The organism is Corallococcus sp. NCSPR001, from assembly GCF_017309135.1.
GTDB lineage: Bacteria > Myxococcota > Myxococcia > Myxococcales > Myxococcaceae > Corallococcus.
In genome coordinates this window covers 5,258,095-5,277,056 of record NZ_JAFIMS010000002.1, presented here as the reverse complement: position 1 = coordinate 5,277,056, position 18,962 = coordinate 5,258,095, and the positions used below count along the sequence as shown (strand labels likewise).

At 70.5% G+C, this 18,962-nt stretch carries 11 protein-coding genes (1 of these 11 running past the window's edge); 7 read left to right on the top strand and 4 right to left on the bottom strand.

All coding sequences use genetic code 11. The features are described 5' to 3' along the window. Position 1: 1 nt before the first annotated feature. Together JYJ93_RS23220 and JYJ93_RS23215 are read right to left on the bottom strand one after the other, a co-directional pair. On the bottom strand, positions 2-1,324 hold the full coding sequence (locus JYJ93_RS23220; RefSeq protein ID WP_206794735.1) for an amidohydrolase family protein: 1,323 nt from the start codon (positions 1,322-1,324) through the stop codon (positions 2-4). A 27-nt stretch (positions 1,325-1,351) separates the two neighbouring features. Beyond that, entirely contained in the window at positions 1,352-2,176 is an 825-nt protein-coding gene (locus JYJ93_RS23215) for an MBL fold metallo-hydrolase (RefSeq protein ID WP_206794733.1), read from the bottom strand. A gap of 106 nt (positions 2,177-2,282) precedes the next feature. Here JYJ93_RS23215 and JYJ93_RS23210 point away from each other — a divergent pair, with 106 nt between their 5' ends. From JYJ93_RS23210 to JYJ93_RS23195, 4 genes are all read left to right on the top strand, one after another. Continuing rightward, on the top strand, positions 2,283-3,059 hold the full coding sequence (locus tag JYJ93_RS23210; RefSeq protein WP_206794731.1) for an AraC family transcriptional regulator: 777 nt from the start codon (positions 2,283-2,285) through the stop codon (positions 3,057-3,059). A 199-nt stretch (positions 3,060-3,258) separates the two neighbouring features. Further along, complete coding sequence (locus JYJ93_RS23205) at positions 3,259-5,352, top strand: S46 family peptidase (RefSeq protein WP_206794729.1); 2,094 nt, start codon at positions 3,259-3,261, stop codon at positions 5,350-5,352. An 85-nt stretch (positions 5,353-5,437) separates the two neighbouring features. Beyond that, the gene (locus JYJ93_RS23200; protein WP_206794728.1) at positions 5,438-6,418 is read left to right on the top strand and encodes a DUF2268 domain-containing putative Zn-dependent protease; all 981 of its coding nucleotides are present in this window, start codon (positions 5,438-5,440) and stop codon (positions 6,416-6,418) included. A 41-nt stretch (positions 6,419-6,459) separates the two neighbouring features. After that, complete coding sequence (locus tag JYJ93_RS23195; protein ID WP_206794726.1) at positions 6,460-7,224, top strand: phytanoyl-CoA dioxygenase family protein; 765 nt, start codon at positions 6,460-6,462, stop codon at positions 7,222-7,224. A 14-nt stretch (positions 7,225-7,238) separates the two neighbouring features. Here JYJ93_RS23195 and guaA read toward each other — a convergent pair whose 3' ends face one another. Further along, positions 7,239-8,792 carry a glutamine-hydrolyzing GMP synthase gene (guaA, locus tag JYJ93_RS23190; RefSeq protein WP_206794724.1) on the bottom strand — a complete coding sequence of 518 codons (1,554 nt, stop codon included), beginning with the start codon at positions 8,790-8,792 and terminating at the stop codon, positions 7,239-7,241. Between the two features lie 124 nt (positions 8,793-8,916). Here guaA and JYJ93_RS23185 point away from each other — a divergent pair, with 124 nt between their 5' ends. Next, complete coding sequence (locus JYJ93_RS23185; protein ID WP_206794722.1) at positions 8,917-9,504, top strand: hypothetical protein; 588 nt, start codon at positions 8,917-8,919, stop codon at positions 9,502-9,504. Positions 9,505-9,552: 48 nt separating this feature from the next. Here JYJ93_RS23185 and guaB read toward each other — a convergent pair whose 3' ends face one another. After that, the gene (guaB, locus tag JYJ93_RS23180; protein ID WP_206794720.1) at positions 9,553-11,010 is read right to left on the bottom strand and encodes an IMP dehydrogenase; all 1,458 of its coding nucleotides are present in this window, start codon (positions 11,008-11,010) and stop codon (positions 9,553-9,555) included. A 162-nt stretch (positions 11,011-11,172) separates the two neighbouring features. Here guaB and JYJ93_RS23175 point away from each other — a divergent pair, with 162 nt between their 5' ends. Then, on the top strand, positions 11,173-13,413 hold the full coding sequence (locus JYJ93_RS23175; protein ID WP_206794718.1) for a TIGR02266 family protein: 2,241 nt from the start codon (positions 11,173-11,175) through the stop codon (positions 13,411-13,413). Positions 13,414-13,547: 134 nt separating this feature from the next. Continuing rightward, positions 13,548-18,962: the beginning of a non-ribosomal peptide synthase/polyketide synthase gene (locus JYJ93_RS23170; protein ID WP_242543902.1), read on the top strand. Its footprint extends 25,680 nt past the window's final position; the window shows 5,415 of its 31,095 coding nt (coding positions 1-5,415); it begins with the start codon at positions 13,548-13,550; the stop codon falls past the right edge of the window.

The window sequence follows — 18,962 nt, the reverse complement described above, 5'->3', positions numbered from 1 at the left end:
TTCATGGCGCGGCGCGTGAGCCGGCCGCTGAGTCATCTCGGTGGATGACGCCTTCCTTCATCACGAAGAAGACCTTCTGCGTCGCGCGGATGTCCTGGAGCGGATTGCCCGGCACGGCGATCACGTCCGCCAGCTTCCCCGGCTCCAGCGTCCCCAGCTTGTCCGACACCCCGAGCAGCTCCGCCGTGTTCACCGTGGCGGTGCGTAGGGCCTCCGCCGGTGTGAGCCCCGCCTGCACCAGCAGCGCGAACTCCTCCGCGTTGCGCCCGTGGGCGAACACGCCCGCGTCCGTGCCGAACGCGATGCGCACGCCCAGGGAGATCGCCTTGCGCAGCACGTGCTCCCGCCGCTTGTCCACCGCTCGCAGCTTGGCGACCGTGTCCGCCGGGAGCTTGCCCTGGTCCGCCAGTTCCTTGATTCCGAAGAACGCGAAGGCCGTGGGAACGTACCAGGTGCCCTTCTGCTTCATCATCGCCACGCCCTCATCGTCCATCAGCGTGCCGTGCTCGATGGAGTCCACTCCCGCGCGGATGGCCCGCTTCGCCCCTTCCGCGCCGTGCGCGTGCGCGGCCACCTTGCGCCGGTGCGCGTGCGCTTCGTCCACCACCGCGTCCAGCTCCGCCTGGGTGAACTGCGGCGCGTCCGGGTCCGCGTTGAGGCTCATCACGCCTCCCGTGGCGCAGACCTTGATGACGTCCGCGCCGTACTTCACGTTCTCGCGCACCCTGGCGCGCAGCGCGTCCGGGCCATCCGCCACGCCGGGGCTCGCGTCGTGGGCCAGCAGTCCCTTGCGGAACGAGTTGCCGTAGTCACAGTGCCCGCCCGTGGAGCTCAGGCTGGACGTCGCCGCGAGGATGCGCGGCCCCACCACGATGCCTCGCGCGGTGGCGTTGCGCAGGCCCACGTCGATGAAGTCCTCCGCGCCCAGGTTGCGCACGGTGGTGAAGCCGGCCATCAGCGTCGCTCGCGCCCACGGCAGCGTGTCCAGCGTCTGCTCAGGGATGGTGCGCTGGAAGCTGTCGACCAGGTCCTTCCGCCAGTCCGGACCGGGCTCCACCGTCAGGTGCGTGTGCGCGTCCATGAAGCCCGGCAGCAACGTGGCGTCGCCCAGGTCCACGACGCTCGCGCCCTCCGGCACCGGCGCCTTCGGGCCCACGCCCACCACCCGTCCCTCCGACACCACCACCACACCCGGGGTGACGACCTTCCCCGCCTTCGCATCGAAGAGGCGGGCGGCTTTCAAGACCTGGACCCGGGCGGGTTCAGCGGCGGAGGCAGAGGACAGCGACCACAAGAGGGAGCCGAAGAGCAGAGCGCGTCGCAAGGTCCCGCCATGCTACCGCCCCCACCCTCACGCACGCATCCGGTCGAACTCCACGGCGCAGTGCGCGGAGAACACCTTCACCTCGTGCCCATGCGCGCGCACCAGGCCGCGCAGGCGCTCCTGGTTCTGGAGGCGCACGGCGTTGTCCTCGGAGTATAGCCGCTGGAACAGCGCCAGGCCCCACGGACTTCGCGGCGCCACCGGGTCCACTTCGTGGTGGCTGAAGTACGCGTCCCCCGCGTGCAGCATCCAGCCTCCGGGCCCCTTCACCGCGACGCCGCAGTGGCCCGCCGTGTGGCCCGTCAGGGGCACCAGCAGCACCTCCTCGTCCAGGCCTGGAATCACCCGCACCGACTCGAAGCCGAACCAGCGCTCGCCGTCCACCGCATACCGGCTCCACTTTGGTCCGTGGGCCCACTGCGCCGGCTTGTAGCCGTGCCTCGCGCCCGCCACCGGGGGCACCACCGCCGCGGCGTGCTCGTCCGCGAAGATGTGGACCTGGGCGTCCGGGAAGTCCGCCAGGCCTCCGACGTGATCCAGGTCCAGGTGCGTGGGCACGATGTGCCGGACGTCCTCGCGCCGGAAGCCCAGCCGCTGCACCTGGGCCAGCGCCGTCTCCGCCGGGTCCAACCGGGGCGTGTTCCGTCGCAGGAAGCGCTGTCCCAGCCGCCCCCGCGCGTCCTGCACGTCCCGGGTCCCCAGGCCCGTGTCCACGAGCACGAGCCCCCGGGGCGTCTCCAGCAGCAGGCAGTGGCAGACCATCCGGGCCCGCTCGAACAGCCCGCCCGAGCCCGTGACGAACCGGGCACTGGCGGGACACAGGGTTCCACAGTTGAGGTGATGGATTCGCATGCCCGGCAAGGTACGGACCGGGCCCCGGTCCCCGATTGGAGGAATCGGCCATGCGCCCCGGCCCCGGGTTGAAGCGCGGGCCCGGCCAGCCCATGCTTCCCTTCGCATGGCCGCTCCGCCCGACAACGCGCTGGCCCCCCGGGCCGACCTGTCCCGCTTCGTCCAGCGCGTGCGCGTCCTCTGGCGCGGTCCCTCCCACGGCGACTACGTCCGCGTGCCGGACGGCACCGTGGAGCTGGTGGTCCGCGTCACCTCCACCACCTGCGACGTGCACGCCCTGGGGCCGCGCGAACAGGTGGTGCGCAAGGCGCCGTCGGAGGTTCCTCCCGACACGCTGGGCCTACAGTTCAAGCCCGGCGGCGCCTACCCCTTCTTCGGCCTGCCCATGTCGGAGCTGGCCCACCGGTCGCGCTCCATCGACACGCTCTGGGGCAAGGCGGATGGCGCGAAGCTCCGCGAGGCGCTCGCGAAGGCCCCCTCCTCCCAGGCCCGCCTGCGCACATTGGAATCCGCGCTCGTGGACCGGCTCCACCGCGACGACGTCTACGAACCGGCCGCCGCGTACCTCGTGCGGCGCGGCGTCCGTCTGCTCACCGGCCCCGGGGACATCCCCCGCGTCGCGGACCTGGCCCGCACGCTCGGCGTGAGCGAACGGCACCTGCGCCGCGCTTTTGATGACGTGCTCGGCATGGGACCCAAGTCCTATGCGCGGCTCGTCCGCCTCCAGCGCGCGCTCCAGGCCTCCACCGCCCAGGGCGGCCGGCCGGACTGGGGGAGCATCGCCGCCGGGGTGGGCTACTATGATCAGGCCCACTTGATCGCGGATTTCCGGGCCGTGCTGGGCACCACGCCGGGCGCGTGGGCGCGCGCACGGGCCGCCTGAGCGGGTCCGGACGCGCTGCGTCGGGACCCGGCGGGTGGGGAAAGCGCCTGCCCGGTGGGGGTCCCAGGGAATCGTTCAGGCGCTCGTACGTTATGCGGCTGGCGGAGGCGTTTTCCCAGCTTGACCGACGCTGGGGCATCCACCACAAACGCCCCGTCCCCGCGGAGCTCCTTCCCGCGGCCCGAAAGGATCCCATTCAATGAAGCGATTGGTCGTCATCGCCGCCCTCGTGGGTGCCGCCCCGGCGCTCGCCGATGAAGGCATGTGGACGTTCAACAACTTCCCCGCCGCCAAGGTGAAGGAGAAGTACGGCTTCCAGCCGGATCAGCAGTGGATGGACAAGCTGCGCCTGGGCGCGGTGCGTCTGGCCGGCGGCTGCTCGGCGAGCTTCGTGTCGCCGGACGGCCTGGTGATGACCAATCACCACTGCGCGCGCGGCTGCATCGAGCAGCTGTCCACCGCGAAGCAGGACTACCTGGCCAACGGCTTCTACGCCAAGACGCAGGGCGAGGAGAAGCAGTGCCCGGCGATGGAGGTGAACCAGCTCGTCGAGATCACCGACATCACCGAGCAGCTCAACAAGGCCACCGCGTCGCTGACCGGCAAGCAGTACTCGGACACGCTGAAGGCGGAGATGTCCAAGGCGGAGAAGGCCTGTTCCAACGGCGACGACAAGGTGCGCTGTGACGTCGTCACGCTGTACCAGGGCGGCAAGTACAACCTGTACAAGTACCGCCGCTTCCAGGACGTGCGCCTGGTGTTCGCCCCGGAGCACGCCATCGCCTTCTTCGGCGGTGACCCGGACAACTTCGAGTTCCCCCGCTACGACCTGGACGTGTCCTTCGTGCGCGTCTACCAGGACAAGCAGCCGGTGAAGACGCCGGACTACTTCAAGTGGTCCGAGGGCGGCGCGAAGGAGAACGACCTCACGTTCGTGGCCGGCAACCCGGGCCGCACCTCGCGCGCGCTGACCATCGCGGAGCTGGAGTACACCCGCGACGTGGCCCTGCCCAAGACGCTCATGTACCTCTCCGAGCTGCGCGGCGTGCTCACCGAGTTCCAGAAGCGTGGCCCCGAGCAGAAGCGCATCTCCAGCAACCTGCTGTTCGGCGTGGAGAACGGCCTGAAGGCGTCCAAGGGCCGCCACGAGGCGCTGCTCGACAAGAAGTTCTTCGCCTCCAAGGTCGCCGCGGAGCAGGAGCTGCGCAAGAAGGTCGACGCGAACCCCGAGCTGAAGAAGAAGTACGCCGCCGCCTGGGATGAGATCGCCAAGGCGGAGGCCCAGTTGCTCACCATCCGCAAGGACCTGAACTTCATCGAGCAGGGCCAGGGCCTGTCCGCCAGCCTGTTCCACACCGCCCGGGCGCTGGTGCGCGCTGGCGACGAGCTGCCCAAGGACAACGGCCAGCGGCTGCGCGAGTTCAACGACGCCAACCTGCCCGCCCTCAAGGCGCAGCTCTTCAGCCCCGCGCCCATCTACGCGGACCTGGAGATCGCCCGCCTGACGTTCGGCCTCACCAAGATGCGTGAGGAGCTGGGCGCCAAGCACCCGTTCGTGAAGAAGGTGCTGGGCAAGGAGTCCCCGGAGCAGGTCGCCACCCGCGTGGTGAAGGGCACGAAGCTCTTCGACCCGAAGGCGCGCCAGGCGCTCTGGAACGGCGGCAAGAAGGCCGTGGACGCGTCCAAGGACCCCATGGTCCAGCTGGCCGTCCTGACGGACGCGGACGCCCGCGCCATCCGCAAGAAGTTCGAGGACGACGTCGAGTCCATCATCAAGAAGAACAGCGAGCTGGTCGCCAAGGCGAAGTTCGACATCTACGGCACCAGCCAGTACCCGGACGCGACCTTCTCCCCGCGCGTGTCCTTCGGTTCCGTGAAGGGCTACATGGACGAGGGCCAGCAGGTCGCCCCCATCACCCAGATGTCCGGCACCTTCGAGCACGCCACGGGCCAGGAGCCGTATGCGCTGCCCAAGTCGTGGCTGAAGTCGGAGAAGATCGTCACCGGCACCACGCCGATGAACTTCGTCACCACCAACGACATCATCGGCGGCAACTCCGGTTCGCCCGTGGTGAACAAGAACCACGAGATCGTCGGCCTGGTGTTCGACGGCAACATCCAGTCGCTGGGCGGCGAGTACGGCTTCGACGAGTCGGTGAACCGCACGGTGGCCGTGCACTCGGAGGCCATCATCGAGGCGCTCAAGAAGATCTACGGCGCCAACCGCGTCCTGGAAGAGCTGCGCCCCGGCAGCACCAAGGTCGCGCCGGTGAAGGCGAACCCGGCGGGGTAGTCCTCCCCGCCGAGTCCTGAAGTCCCCAGAGGCTGTCCGGTGCGAACCGGGCAGCCTCTTCGTTCATGTCTTCCCCTGGAGTCCCATGGGCCTGCGCTCCCTGTTGTCCCCCACCCTCCTCGCCCTGACGGCCTGTGCCGCGAGGCCGCCCGTGGAGCCCGCCCCCGCCGCGGTCCAGGACGTTGTCTCCACGGTGGACGTGGACCACTTCTGGGAGGCCTACGACGCCGTGCGGGCCACGACGGAGCCCGCCGAGCAGTTGGCCCGCTTCCAGGCGCTCTACATCGACCGGGGCACGCCCGGGTTGCGCAGCTTCATGCGTGCCAGGCGCTACACGGCGCAGGGCTACGTGGACGCCATCCGTGACTACCCCCGCTTCTGGGAGTCCGTGCGCCCCCTGACCGCACGCGCCCGGGAGGCCGTGGCCCGCGTGGCCCCCACGCTGGCGCGCTTCCGCGCCCTCTATCCCCGGCTGGGGACCACGGAGGTGTACTTCACCGTGGGCGCGCTCCAATCGAGCGGCACCGCGCTGGACGGCCGGGTGCTGCTGGGGGCGGAGCTGGCCACCGGCGACGCGCGGGTGGACGTGTCGGAGCTGCCACCGAAGCTGCGCGCGGGCCTGGGGGCCTACTTCCAGAGCCGCCCGCATGAAGGCATGGACCTGCTCATCGCCCACGAGGCCGTGCACACGCGCCAGAAGGCCCCCGCGGACGTGCTGGTGGACTGGGTCGTCTACGAGGGGGTGGCGGACTTCGTGGCCGAGCAGGTCACCGGCCGGCTGCCCGCGCTGGCCTACGTCACCTACGGCCCCCAGCACGACGCGGCGCTGCGCGAGCGGTTCCGAGAGGCCCAGGATTCGACGCGCTTCGCGCCGTGGCTCTGGTCGGGCCCGGACAACGCGGAGGGCGTGGCGGACCTGGGCTACTACGTGGGCTACGCGATCGCCCGCGCCTACCATGCGAAGGCCCCGGACAAGCAGGCGGCGCTCCAGCGGATGATCGAACTGGACTATGCGGACACCGCCGCGGTGAAGACGTTTGTCAGGGAGAGCGGCTACCTGGAGTGAAGTCACGGCGCCCCGGCACTTCCCCCGGGGACAGGAGGCAGATGGACGCGCGCGCCGAGCAGTTCATGCGGGACGGGTTCCTTCGCATCGACGGGGCCTTCCCCCGGGAGGTCGCGGACGAGGCCCGGGCCCTTCTCTGGCGGGACACGGGGTGCGACCCGGACCGGACCGCCACCTGGACCCGCCCCGTCATCCGCCTGGGCATGTACACCCAGAAGCCCTTCGTGGACGCCGCGAACACGCCCGTGCTCCACGAGGCCTATGACGCGCTCGTCGGCGCCGGCCGGTGGCTGCCGCCCGGGGCCATGGGCACGTTCCCCGTGCGCTTCCCCTCCCCCGAGGACCCGGGCGACGTGGGGTGGCACATCGACGTGGGCTTCGACTTCGACAAGCCGGACTTCATGGACTGGCGCGCCAACGTCGCCTCCAGGGGCCGGGCGCTGCTCATGCTCTTCCTCTTCTCCGACGTGGGCGAGGACGACGCGCCCACCCGCATCCGCGTGGGCTCGCACCAGGACATCGCGCGGCTCTTGGGCCCGGCGGGCGAGGCGGGCCTGACGCTGCGCCAGCTCGCGGCCAACGGTTTCGCGGAGTCCGCCCACCGGCGCGAGGTGCTGGCCACGGGCGAGGCGGGCACGGTGTACCTGTGCCACCCCTTCCTCGTGCACTCGGCCCAACCGCACCGGGGAACGCGGCCGCGCTTCATGGCGCAGCCGCCGCTCTTGCCCCGGGAGCCCCTGAGCCTGGCGCGGCTCCCGGAGGACACGTCGCCGGTGGAGGAGGCCATCCGGCGCGCGGTGACTTGAGAAGCGCTACCGCCTCACTCCCACTCGATGGTGGCGGGCGGCTTGGAGGAGATGTCGTAGACGACGCGGTTGATGCCGCGCACCTCGTTGGTGATGCGCGAGGAGATCTTCTCCAGGATGGGGAACGGGATGCGGGCCCAGTCCGCCGTCATCCCGTCCACGCTGGTGACGGCGCGCAGCACGCAGGTGGACTCGTAGGTGCGCTCGTCGCCCATCACGCCCACGCTCTGCACCGGCAGCAGGACGGCGAAGGCCTGCCACACCTCCTTGTACAGGCCGGCCTTGTGGATCTCCTCCTGCACGATGGTGTCCGCGCGGCGCACCAGGTCCAGGCGCTTCTCGTTCACCTCGCCCAGCACGCGGATGGCCAGGCCCGGGCCCGGGAAGGGCTGGCGGGAGACCATCTCGTCCGGCAGGCCCAGCTCGCGGCCCAGCGCGCGGACCTCGTCCTTGAAGAGCTCGCGCAGGGGCTCCACCAGCTTGAGCTTCATCTGCTCCGGCAGGCCGCCCACGTTGTGGTGGCTCTTGATGGTGACGGACGGGCCCTTCCACGACACGGACTCGATGACGTCCGGGTACAGCGTGCCCTGCGCCAGGAAGCCCGCGTCCTGCACGTCGCGCGAGGCCTCCTCGAAGACGGCGATGAACTCCCGGCCGATGATCTTCCGCTTCTGCTCCGGATCCGTGACGCCGGCCAGCTTCGACAGGAAGCGCTCGCGCGCGTCCACCGTCTTCAGCGGCACGTGGAAGCGGTCCACGAAGAGCGCCTCCACCTGCGCCCGCTCGCCCTGACGCAGCACGCCGTTGTCCACGAAGATGCACTGGAGCCGGGGGCCAATGGCCCGGTGCAGGAGCAGCGCCGCCACGGAGCTGTCCACGCCGCCAGACAGCCCGCAGATGACGCGGCCCTCGTCACCGACCTGCTTGCGGATGGTCTCCACGGCCTCGTCGATGAAGCCCTTCATCGTCCACGAGCCGGACACCTTGCAGTCGTTGAAGAGGAAGGCGCGCAGCATGGCCTTGCCCTGCGGCGTGTGGACGACCTCCGGGTGGAACTGGAAGCCGTACCAGGGGTTCGTCTTGTGGGCCGCCGCCGCGAAGGGCGAGTTGCCGCTGCGGCCGATGGCCTCGAAGCCGGGCGGCAGCTCGTCCACCCGGTCGCCGTGGCTCATCCACACCTGCACCTGGTCGCCCGGGCGGAACTCCGCGAAGGGGCCCCGCGCGGCGAGCACCTCCACCGCGGCGCTGCCGAACTCGCGGTGGGCGCTCCGGTCGATGCGGCCTCCCAGGAGCTTGGAGATCAGTTGGAGGCCGTAGCAGATGCCCAGCACCGGGAGTCCGGCCTCGAAGACGTACGGGTCGCAGCGCGGGGAGCCGGGCGCTTCCACGGACGCCGGCCCGCCGGAGAGGATGATGCCCTTCGGCGCGAACTGGCGGATGTCGGCGGCGGGGAGGTCCGGGCGGTGGATCTCGCAGTAGACGCCCAGCTCGCGCACCCGGCGGGCGATGAGCTGGGTGTACTGGCTCCCGAAATCAAGGATCAGGATCTTCTCGGAGTGCAGGTCCACCGGCGATTCTCCCAGGGGGCGTCGTTGACGGGTGGGGGCCCTTATCGCTACAAACTTCGGGAAATCAACGCTGAAAGGCCGTCAATTGTTCGTGCGCCGCCTGTCCGCTTCCACTGCAGCAGCCATGCTCCTCCTGTCCGCCTCGGGGTGCGTGAAGGAGATCACCTCCGACGAGCGTCTGGAGCGTGACACCCGCAGCGTCGCGGTGAAGGACGCGCCCGGGGTCGAGCAGCTGTCCAAGCTCACCTGTGACGACACCACCGCGCCCCTCAACAAGGCGCGCGACGTGAACCGCCCGGAGTCCGACCGGCTGGTGGACTACGTCAACCTCTACTCCTCCCTGAAGGACCGCACCCACACCTTCGAGGAGGCCATGTCCCGCAACCCGGACCTGAGCTACCGCGAGGGCAGCCAGAACCTGGTCAACGCCAAGGACACCTGCATCCAGCAGACCGCGGACGTCCGGGTGGAGTTCGAGACCTACCTGCGCGAGCTGGTGGACGTGCCCACGGTGCAGGAGATCAAGGGTGGCAACACCGTCACGGTGGCCCGCCTGGACTTCGGCACCCTGAAGAAGGCCATCGAGACGCTGGACCCGGACGACCGCGAGTCGCTCCTCCAGCGCGTCAACGCGGCGGAGAAGCGCGTGTCCACCACGGCGGCCCCCGCCGAGGACACGTCCACGGGCGGCGGCAAGCGCCGCGGCAAGTAGCCGTCCGCATCCCTCCCCCGGCGCACCGCCGGGGGAGAGTCCCCTGCCCTACTCCATGCGGTAGTTGGGCGCTTCCTCGGTGATGATGACGTCGTGCACGTGGCTCTCCTTGAGCCCGGCGGACGTGATGCGCGTGAAGGTGGCCTTCGTGCGCAGCTCCTCGATGGTGGCGCAGCCCACGTAGCCCATGCCGCTGCGGATGCCGCCCAGCATCTGGTGCACGTTCATGGAGAGCGTGCCCTTGTACGGGACGCGGCCCTCGATGCCCTCCGGCACCAGCTTCACCGCTTCCACGTCGGACTGGAAGTAGCGGTCCTTGGCGCCCTGCTTCATGGCGCCCAGGCTGCCCATGCCCCGGTAGCTCTTGTAGCTGCGGCCCTGGTACAGGATGACGTCGCCGGGGGACTCCTCCGTGCCGGCGAACAGCGAGCCGATCATCACGGAGCTGGCGCCCGCGGCGAGCGCCTTCACGATGTCGCCCGAGTACTTGATGCCGCCGTCGGAGATGATGGGGATGCCGTGCTTGTCCGCTTCGCGGGCGCAGTCATCCACCGCCGTCACCTGGGGCACGCCCACTCCGGCCACCACGCGGGTGGTGCAGATGGAGCCCGGGCCGATGCCCACCTTCACCGCGTCCACGCCCGCCTCGATCAGCGCGCGCGTGCCCTCCGCGGTGGCCACGTTGCCGGCGATGAGGTCGAAGCCCTTGAAGTTCTTGCGCGTGTCGCGCACGCCTTCGATGACGCCCTTCGAGTGGCCGTGCGCGGTGTCCACCACGATGACGTCCACGCCCGCCTTCACCAGCGCGTCGATGCGGGCCTCGCGGTCCGCGGACACGCCCACGGCGGCGGCGCAGAGCAGGCGGCCCTTGGCGTCCTTGGCGGCGTACGGGTGGGTGCGGCGCTTCTCGATGTCCTTGATGGTGATGAGGCCCTTGAGCTCGTAGGACTCGTTGACGACGAGCAGCTTCTCGATGCGGTGCTCGTGCAGCAGCTTCGTGGCGTCGTCCTGGGTGATGCCCTCGCGGCCGGTGACGAGCTTCGTCGTCATCACGTCCTCGACCTTCTGGGACAGGTTCTTCTCGAAGCGCACGTCGCGGCTGGTGAGGATGCCCACCAGGCGCTTGCCCTGCACCACGGGCACGCCGGACACGCCGTGGACCTTCATCAACTCCAGCGCGCGGGCGAGCGGCGCCTTCGGATCAATGGTGATGGGGTCCACCACCATGCCGCTCTCGAACTTCTTGACCTTGAGGACTTCCAGGGCCTGCTGCTCGGGCGTCATGTTCTTGTGGATGACGCCGATGCCGCCCTCCTGCGCCATGGCGATGGCGGTTCGCGCCTCCGTCACGGTGTCCATGGCGGCGGACAGGAGGGGCACGTTCAGGCGGATGTTGCGGGTCAGGCGGGTGGTGAGGTCGGCATCACGCGGGGTGACGGCGCTCTCACCGGGCAGCAGGAGCACGTCGTCGAAGGTGAGGGCCAGCCGGATATCGGGGTTCAACATGGGGGCTCCCGGAGGCCCCGCGGGGCACCAGCGCCCGGCGGGTGCGTGTCCATACGGTTTGCGCGGCTGCCGCGCAACGGAAGAAGGTTTTTTGCCGCCCGTTCCCGGGGACTTCAGGTGATACTCGGCGTCCCACCAACACTTTGGGACTTGGACCGGGCCTTGGCGGAATTGAATCAAGCGGGGGCGGTGGGGCTGGTGGTGAAGCTGCCCTTCGCCACCCCCGAGGAGTTCCTCGCGAAATACGGGGGCAACATCACCCGGGGCGGCATCTATTTGCGCGCCAAGGCCGTGCGCCCCCCAGGCACGGCCGTTACCCTGGACCTCCGCCTGGCAAGCGGCGACCGGCTCCTCTATACGGCGGCCATCGTCCACTTCGTCACGGGCCAGCAGGGTCAGGGCATCTCCGGCATGGGGCTGAAGTTCGGGGAGGCGGATCCGCCGACCCGCCGGTTCCTGGAGACCGCGGTCGCCATCCTCCCGCACGCCCAGTCGGACGTTCCTCCCGTGCCCAACGGCGTGGGCGCGGCGGACTTCACCGTGCCCGTCCAGGCGGCGGCCCCTGCCCTGCCCCAGGCCGTGGCCGCGGAGTCTGGCGCCGCCCCGGCCCGGCTGGACTCCCCGGCCCCCGCGCCCGCCCTGGAGATGGTGACGGATGCGTCCCTGGGGCTGAGCGTCGAGGAGCCGCCCCGCACGGGGCCCGTCATCGGCATCGACCTGGGGACGACGAACTCGTGCGCCGCGTTCGTGCGCGGCAACAAGCCCGGGGTGCTACCCAGCCGCGAGGGCCACAACACGGTGCCCTCCATCCTCGCGTTCAACCAGCGCGGCAAGCTGGTGGTGGGCCACCCCGCGAAGGGGCAGATGCTCACCAACCCGCGCCAGACGGTGTACGGCGCCAAGCGGCTGGTGGGCCGGCCGTACGCGTCGCCCATCGTGGGGCAGATCAAAGGCCGCTTCCACTACGAGATCGCCGCGGGCCAGTCCGGCGAGGCGGCGGTGCGGTTGGGTGACCGCATCTATTCGCTCCAGCAGATCTCCGCGCTGATTTTGCGCGAGGTGCGGGAGGTGGCGCAGAACCAGCTGGGCCAGCCCATCTCCCGGGCGGTCATCACGGTGCCCGCCTACTACAACGACAACCAGCGGCACGCGGTGCGCGAGGCGGGCAAGCTCGCGGGCCTGTACGTGGAGCGCATCCTCAACGAGCCCACGGCGGCGGCGCTGGCGTACGGCTACGGCAAGAAGCTGAACCAGCGCGTGCTGGTGTACGACCTGGGCGGCGGCACGTTCGACGCGTCGGTGCTGGAGCTGCACGACACCGTCTACGAGGTGATCTCCACCGGCGGCGACACGTTCCTGGGCGGCATCGACTTCGACAACGCCATCGTGGAGTACCTCCTGCAGGAGTTCGAGCGGCAGACGGGCCGCGCCTTCCAGGGGGACCGGGTGGCCCTGCAGCGCATCAACGACGCGGCGGAGCGGGCCAAGTGCGCCCTGTCCGAGCGCTCCGAGATGCGGGTGCACGTGGCCTTCGTCACGATGATCGACAACAAGCCGTACGACCTGGACGTCACGCTCTCGCGGCAGAAGTTGATCGCCCTGACGGAGGGGCTGGTGGACCGCACGGTCCAGGTCTGTGAAGAGGTGCTCCAGGCCAAGGGGCTGAAGCCCTCGGACATCGACGAGGTGATCCTGGTCGGTGGGCAGAGCCGCTTCCCGCTGGTGCACGAGAAGATCACGAAGTTCTTCGGCCGGCCGCCCAGCAAGGGCGTGCACCCGGACGAGGCCGTGGCGCTGGGCGCGGCGCTCCTGGCGCACAGCCTGGGGCAGTTGGAAGGCGTGGTGCTCATCGACGTGCTGCCCATGGCCATTGGCGTGGGGCTGCCGGGTGGGCGCTTCAAGCCGGTGCTGGAGCGCAACGTGTCGCTGCCGGCGGCGAAGAGCTACACGCTCTCCACGCACCGGGACGGGCAGACGGAGCTGGAGCTCACCGTGTTCCAGGGCGACTCCGATCGCGCGCAGGACAACGAGTACCTGGGCACGCTGCGGCTCGCGGGCCTGCCGAAGAAGCCTCGCGGCGCGGTGCAGGTGACGGTGACGTTCGAGGTGAACAACGAATCGCTGCTCAAGGTGACCGCGAAGGAAGGCACCACGGGGCGCGAGGTCGTCAGCACGTTCACCACCCGCGACACGCCGGAGGCGGTGAGGGCCCGGCTGGCGCAGGAGGAGTCCGCGGCGGCCACTCCGGCGCCTCCGGTTGTGACGCCTGGGGCAGCGGCGCCAGCGGCGCGCAAGGTGGCGGCTGCTCCGTCGGTCGTTCCGGAAGTGGCGGCGGACGTCTCCGTCGTGTCAAAGCAGAAAGGTTTCATGGGGTGGTTGAAGGGACTGTTCGGCCGCGCCTGAGACAGGGCCTCCCGTGAGCCATCACCGGGAGTGCCTACGGGATTGAGCAGTCGGGCTGCTATGAAGTGTCGAAATTTTTCGACACCTGGACGGCCCCCCCCGTGACCGACCTCGCCCCCCGAAGCCTTTCTGGCTTGTTGCTGACCCTTGCCCAAGGGTCGTCCGCCTACGCGCCGCTCTACACATTCCTCGGAGATGACGGCGAGGAGACCGTCTGGCGCGCGTTCGACCTGGACGTGCGTGCGCGGCGCATTGCTTCAGCGTTGCGTGAGCGGGGCGCGCACGGCGAGCGCGTGCTGCTGCTGTACCCGCCGGGGCTGGACTACATCGCGGGCTTCTTCGGCTGCCTGTACGCGGGAGCGGTGGCGGTGCCCGCGTATCCGCCGGACCCGATGCGCCTGGAGCGCACCCTGCCCCGCCTGCGCGCCATCATCCAGGACGCGCGCGCGTCGGTGGTGCTCACCACGTCGGGCATCCTCGGGCTGTCGGACTTCGTCTTCGAGCAGGCGCCGGACTTCCGTGCGCTGCACTGGATGGCGACGGACGCGTTGCCGGAGGGCGGCGAGGGGGACTGGGTGGCACCGGAGGGACTGGGCGCGGAGTCGCTCGCGTTCCTTCAGTACACGTCTGGGAGTACGGGCACGCCGAAGGGGGTGATGCTCACGCACGGCAACCTGCTGCACAACCTGTCGCTCATCCACGGTGCGTTCGGCGCGCGTGCGGACAGCGTGGGCGTCATCTGGCTGCCGCCGTACCACGACATGGGGCTCATCGGCGGCATCCTGGAGCCGCTGTACGGGGGCTTCCCGGTGGCGTTGATGTCGCCCATGTCCTTCCTCAAGCGGCCCATGGCGTGGCTGGAGGCGGTGTCGCGCTTCGGGGGCACCATCAGCGGCGGGCCCAACTTCGCGTTCGACTTGTGCGTGCGAAAGAGCACGCCGGAAGAGCGGCGGGCGTTGGACTTGAGCCGGTGGGAGGTGGCCTTCTGCGGCGCGGAGCCGATTCGCCCGGAGACGCTGGAGCGTTTCGTGGAGGCGTTCGGCCCCAGTGGCTTCCGGCGTGAGGCCTTCTACCCGTGCTACGGCCTGGCGGAAGGCACGCTCATCGTCTCCGGAGGCGAGAAGTCGACGCCGCCGGTGTCGGTGACGATTTCGGGCGAGGCGATGGAGCGGCACCGCGCGGAGGAAGTGGTCGCGGCGGAGCCTGGGGCGCGCACGCTGGTGGGGTGCGGCCGGACGCTGGAGGCGCAGCGAATCGCCATCGTGGATCCGGAGACGCTGGAGCGGCGTGGGCCTGGGGAGGTGGGCGAAATCTGGGTGTCGGGGCCGAGCGTGGCCCAGGGGTATTGGGGCCGAGAGGAAGCGACGCGCGAGACATTCCATGCGCGCATCGCCCATGAGGACGGCGGGCCGTACCTGCGCACCGGGGACCTGGGCTTCCTGCGCCCGGAGGGCGAGCTGTACGTCACGGGACGGCGCAAGGACCTCATCATCCTGCGAGGGAGAAACCACTACCCGCAGGACCTGGAGGCGACGGTGGAGGGAGCGCACCCGGCGCTGAGGCCCGGGGGCGGCGCCGTCTTCGCGGTGGAGGTGGGGGGCGAGGAGCGCGCGGTTGTCGTGCAGGAAATCGACGTGCGGCGGCTGGGCGGACTGCGTGAGCAGTTGGCGGCGGCGGACGCGGCGGTGGGCACCCTCCGTCAGCGGCTGGCGGAGTCGCACGAGGTACAGGCGCACGCGGTGGTGCTGATTGAGCCGGGCAGTCTGCCGAAGACGTCCAGCGGCAAGGTGCAGCGGCATGCGTGCCGCGCGGCCTTCCTCGCGGGGACGTTGCAGGAGGTGACGGCGTGGCGGGCGGTGCCGCCAGGCGGCACGGCTCGGGCTCCCCTCCCCGCTTCATCCGCGGCGCCAGGCTTCGGTGCATCTGGACTGGGGGCTTCGACTGAGGCCCGCGCTGCATCCATTCCGGGCGACGGCAGGCCCAGGTCCGACACAGCAGCGAGCATCAGCGCGTCTGTGCTGGTGGCTTCGACTGAAGCCGCTGATTCGGGAGCCGCCGCTTCCGGTTCTGGAGCCGCTGCTTCAGCCGTCCTGGGCTCTGGCGCGACTGGGGCCACCAGGCCTTTGGCCTCGTCTGGTCCGTCGGCGGGTCATGAGGGCCGAGCCGTCAGCTCTACTTCTCCTGGCGCTGGTTCGGAAGTGCGCGAAGCGGTGCCCGGCTCCGTGGGCCTGCCCGCGAATCCGGACGAGGCAGCGCTGGTCGCGTGGCTGCGCGACGTCGTGGCCCGGCACGTGCGGATGCTTCGTGAGGACATCGACGTCGATGCTCCGGTGACTCGCTACGGGCTGGACTCGCTGGGCGCGGTGGATCTGGCGCACGAAGTGGGCACGGGCACCGGGCTGACGGTGCCCATGGAGTGGTTGCTCCAGGGACCGAGCATCACGTCCCTGGCGCACAGGCTGGCCTCGCTCCGAGACGCGGCGGGCCCCGCGCCCCGCCGCAGGGACGTGGGAAGCGACCGTGAGGCGTCGTCCTCGCAGGCCCGGTTGTTCTTCCTGTCCCGGTACGCCCCGGGTGACGTGTCCTACAACCTGCCCGCCGCCGTGCGCCTGGAGGGCGACCTGGATGTGGCCGCGCTGGAGGGGAGCCTCGTGGCTCTCGCGGCCCGGCATGAGGGACTGCGGACCTCCTTCCGTGAGGCTCCGGGACAGCCCCGGCAGGTCATCTCCGAGGATGCGTCCCTGCCGCTGACGCGCGTGTCACTGGAGTCCCTGCCCGCCAACGCCCGCGAGGCCGAGGCGCTCCGCATGGCCCACGAAGAGGCCCGCCGCCCGTTCGACCTGGAGCGCGGACCGCTGGTGCGCGCCACGCTGCTCACGCTGGATGCGCGGACCCATGTGCTGGTGCTCGTCATGCACCACGCCGTGTCGGACGCGACGTCCATGGCCGTGCTGGTGCGCGAGGTCTCCGCCCTCTACTCGGCGCTGCGCGAGGGCCGTCCGTCACCCCTGCCCGCCCTGCCCCTGGACTACGCCGACGCCGCCGACTGGCAGCGCGACTCGCTGGACGGCGCCGCGCTGGAGTCGCGGCTGGACTACTGGCGGACGCAGCTCGCCGGTGCTCCCCAGCTGCTGGAGCTGGCCACGGATCGGCCGCGTCCCTCGCGGCGTGGATCTTCGGGTGCTCGCGTCCCGGTGGTGCTGGAGGCGGGACTCGCGGACTCGGTCCGGAGGCTGGCGGAGCGCGAAGGCGTCACGCCGTTCATGGTCCTGCTCGCGGCCTTCCAGACCGTGCTCGCCCGCCGCTCGGGCCAGGACGACATCAGCGTGGGCACGGCCATCGCGGGCCGCCAGCGCGCGGAGTTCCAGGGGCTCGTCGGCCTCTTCGTCAACTCGCTGGTCCTGCGCACGCGACTGTCCGGTGCCCCTTCGTTCCGGGAGCTCCTGGGCCGCGTGCGGGACACGGCGCTGGGGGCGTACGCGCACCAGGACGTGCCCTTCGAGCGCGTGGTGGAGGCCCTCAAGCCCCCTCGCGAGCTGGGGCACACGCCGCTGTTCCAGGTGATGTTCAACCTCCAGGGTGCCCGTGTGGATGCGCCCGTCCTGCAAGGGCTCCAGTCCCGGCTCCTGGACGTGCACACCGGCACGTCCATGTTCGACCTCACGCTGTCGCTCGCGGAGTCCCCCCACGGCTTCGAGGGCTGGCTGGAGTACTCCACGGAGTTGTTCGACGCGGACACCGTGGAGCGGCTGGCCGGCCACCTCCGCGTGCTGCTGGAGGCCGCCATCGCGGCCCCTGGGACGTCCATCCACGAGCTGCCCTGGATGACGGACGCGGAGCGCCACCAGGTGCTCACCGCGTGGAACGACACGGCCCTCGACTACCCCTCTGGCGGGACCATCCCCGAGCAGTTCGCGCTCCAGGCAGCGCGGACTCCGGCCGCCGTCGCCGTGGAGGACGGGGACCTTCGCCTGACGTACGCGCAGCTTGAGGCGCGGGCCAATCCGCTCGCGCACTTCCTCCGTGCTCGGGGCGTGGGCCCGGACGTGCCGGTGGCGGTGTGCATGGAGCGCTCCGTGGACTTCGTCGTCACGGTGCTCGCCATCCTCAAGGCGGGCGGCGCCTATGTCCCGCTGGACGCGTCTTACCCCGCGCGGCGGCTGGCGCTCATGATGGAGGACGCCCGGCCCCGGATGCTGCTCACCACGCGCGCGCTGCGTGAGCGGCTGCATGTGCCCGACGCGTCCCTGGCCTGCGTCTTCGTGGACGCGCTGGCGCTCGACGACCAGCCCGTCGCCGCGCCGGAGGTCACCGTCGGGCCTCGCAACCTGGCCTACGTCATCTTCACCTCCGGCAGCTCCGGGCGCCCCAAGGGAGTGGCCAACGAACATCGCGGCGTGCTGCGCCTCGTGCACGCCGAGCCCTACTCGCGCGTCGGTCAGCGCGAGACGGGCATGCTCTTCGCGCCGCTGTCCTTCGATGGCTCCGTGATGGAGCTGTGGACGATGCTGCTGCACGGCGGCCGGCTGGTCATCTTCCCTGGCAACGTCCCCGCCGGAGACATGGACACGCTCGCGCGCGTGGTGGAGCGCCACGCGGTCGGCTTCGCCCACCTGCCGTCGGGGCTCTTCTCGCAGTTGGTGGAGCACCGGCCGGACCTCCTCGTGCGGCTGCGCGAAGTGCACGTGGCGGGCGACGTCATCTCCGCCCCGCATGTGCGCCGCGCGGTGGAACTCCGAGGCCGGTCCGTCATCAACGCCTATGGCCCCAGTGAATGCTCCGTGGCCGCGTCGTTCTTCACGGTGGAGCGGCCGGAGCAGGCGGGCGCGTCGGTGCCCATCGGCGCGCCGCTCGCGAACACCACGGCGTACGTGCTGGACGCGCGGCTCCAGCCGGTGCCGGTGGGCGTGCCGGGGGAGTTGTTCCTCGGCGGTGATGGCGTGGTCCGGGGCTACGTGTCGCGGCCGGACCTGACGGCGGAGCGCTTCGTGCCGGATGCCTGGGGCACGAAGCCGGGGGCGCGGCTGTACCGCACGGGCGACCGGGTGCGCTGGCGCGCGGATGGGACGCTGGACTTCCTGGGCCGCACGGACCACCAGGTGAAGGTACGCGGCTTCCGCATCGAGCTTCCGGAAGTGGAAGCCGCCCTGCGCGAGCTGCCCGAAGTGCACGAGGCCACGGCGGTGGTGCGCGAGGACGTGCCCGGCGACAAGCGGCTCGTCGCCTATGCGATGCCTCGCCCGGGTCAGGTGCTGGAGCCCACGCGGCTGCGCGAGGCCCTGCGCCGCAAGCTCCCCGACTACATGGTGCCGTCACTCTTCGTGGCGCTCCCCACCCTGCCCCTGAACCCCAGCGGCAAGGTGGACCGCAAGGCCCTGCCCGCTCCGGACTCGGAGGCCACCGGCCGGAGCGAGCGCTACGTGGCACCGTCCCATCCGCTGGAGGAGCAGATCGCCGCCGCGTGGGCCCGTGAGCTGGGGGCCGACCGCGTGGGCACGCAGGACCACCTGTTCAACGATTTGGGTGGAACGTCGCTGTCCGTGATGAGG

Coding starts and splice junctions, on each gene's coding strand:
- JYJ93_RS23200 (WP_206794728.1), top strand. CDS start 5,438: ATGGGCCTGCGCTCCCTGTTGTCCCCCACCCTCCTCGCCCTGACGGCC.
- JYJ93_RS23210 (WP_206794731.1), top strand. CDS start 2,283: ATGGCCGCTCCGCCCGACAACGCGCTGGCCCCCCGGGCCGACCTGTCC.
- JYJ93_RS23195 (WP_206794726.1), top strand. CDS start 6,460: ATGGACGCGCGCGCCGAGCAGTTCATGCGGGACGGGTTCCTTCGCATC.
- JYJ93_RS23205 (WP_206794729.1), top strand. CDS start 3,259: ATGAAGCGATTGGTCGTCATCGCCGCCCTCGTGGGTGCCGCCCCGGCG.
- JYJ93_RS23185 (WP_206794722.1), top strand. CDS start 8,917: ATGCTCCTCCTGTCCGCCTCGGGGTGCGTGAAGGAGATCACCTCCGAC.
- guaB (WP_206794720.1), bottom strand. CDS start 11,010: ATGTTGAACCCCGATATCCGGCTGGCCCTCACCTTCGACGACGTGCTC.
- JYJ93_RS23215 (WP_206794733.1), bottom strand. CDS start 2,176: ATGCGAATCCATCACCTCAACTGTGGAACCCTGTGTCCCGCCAGTGCC.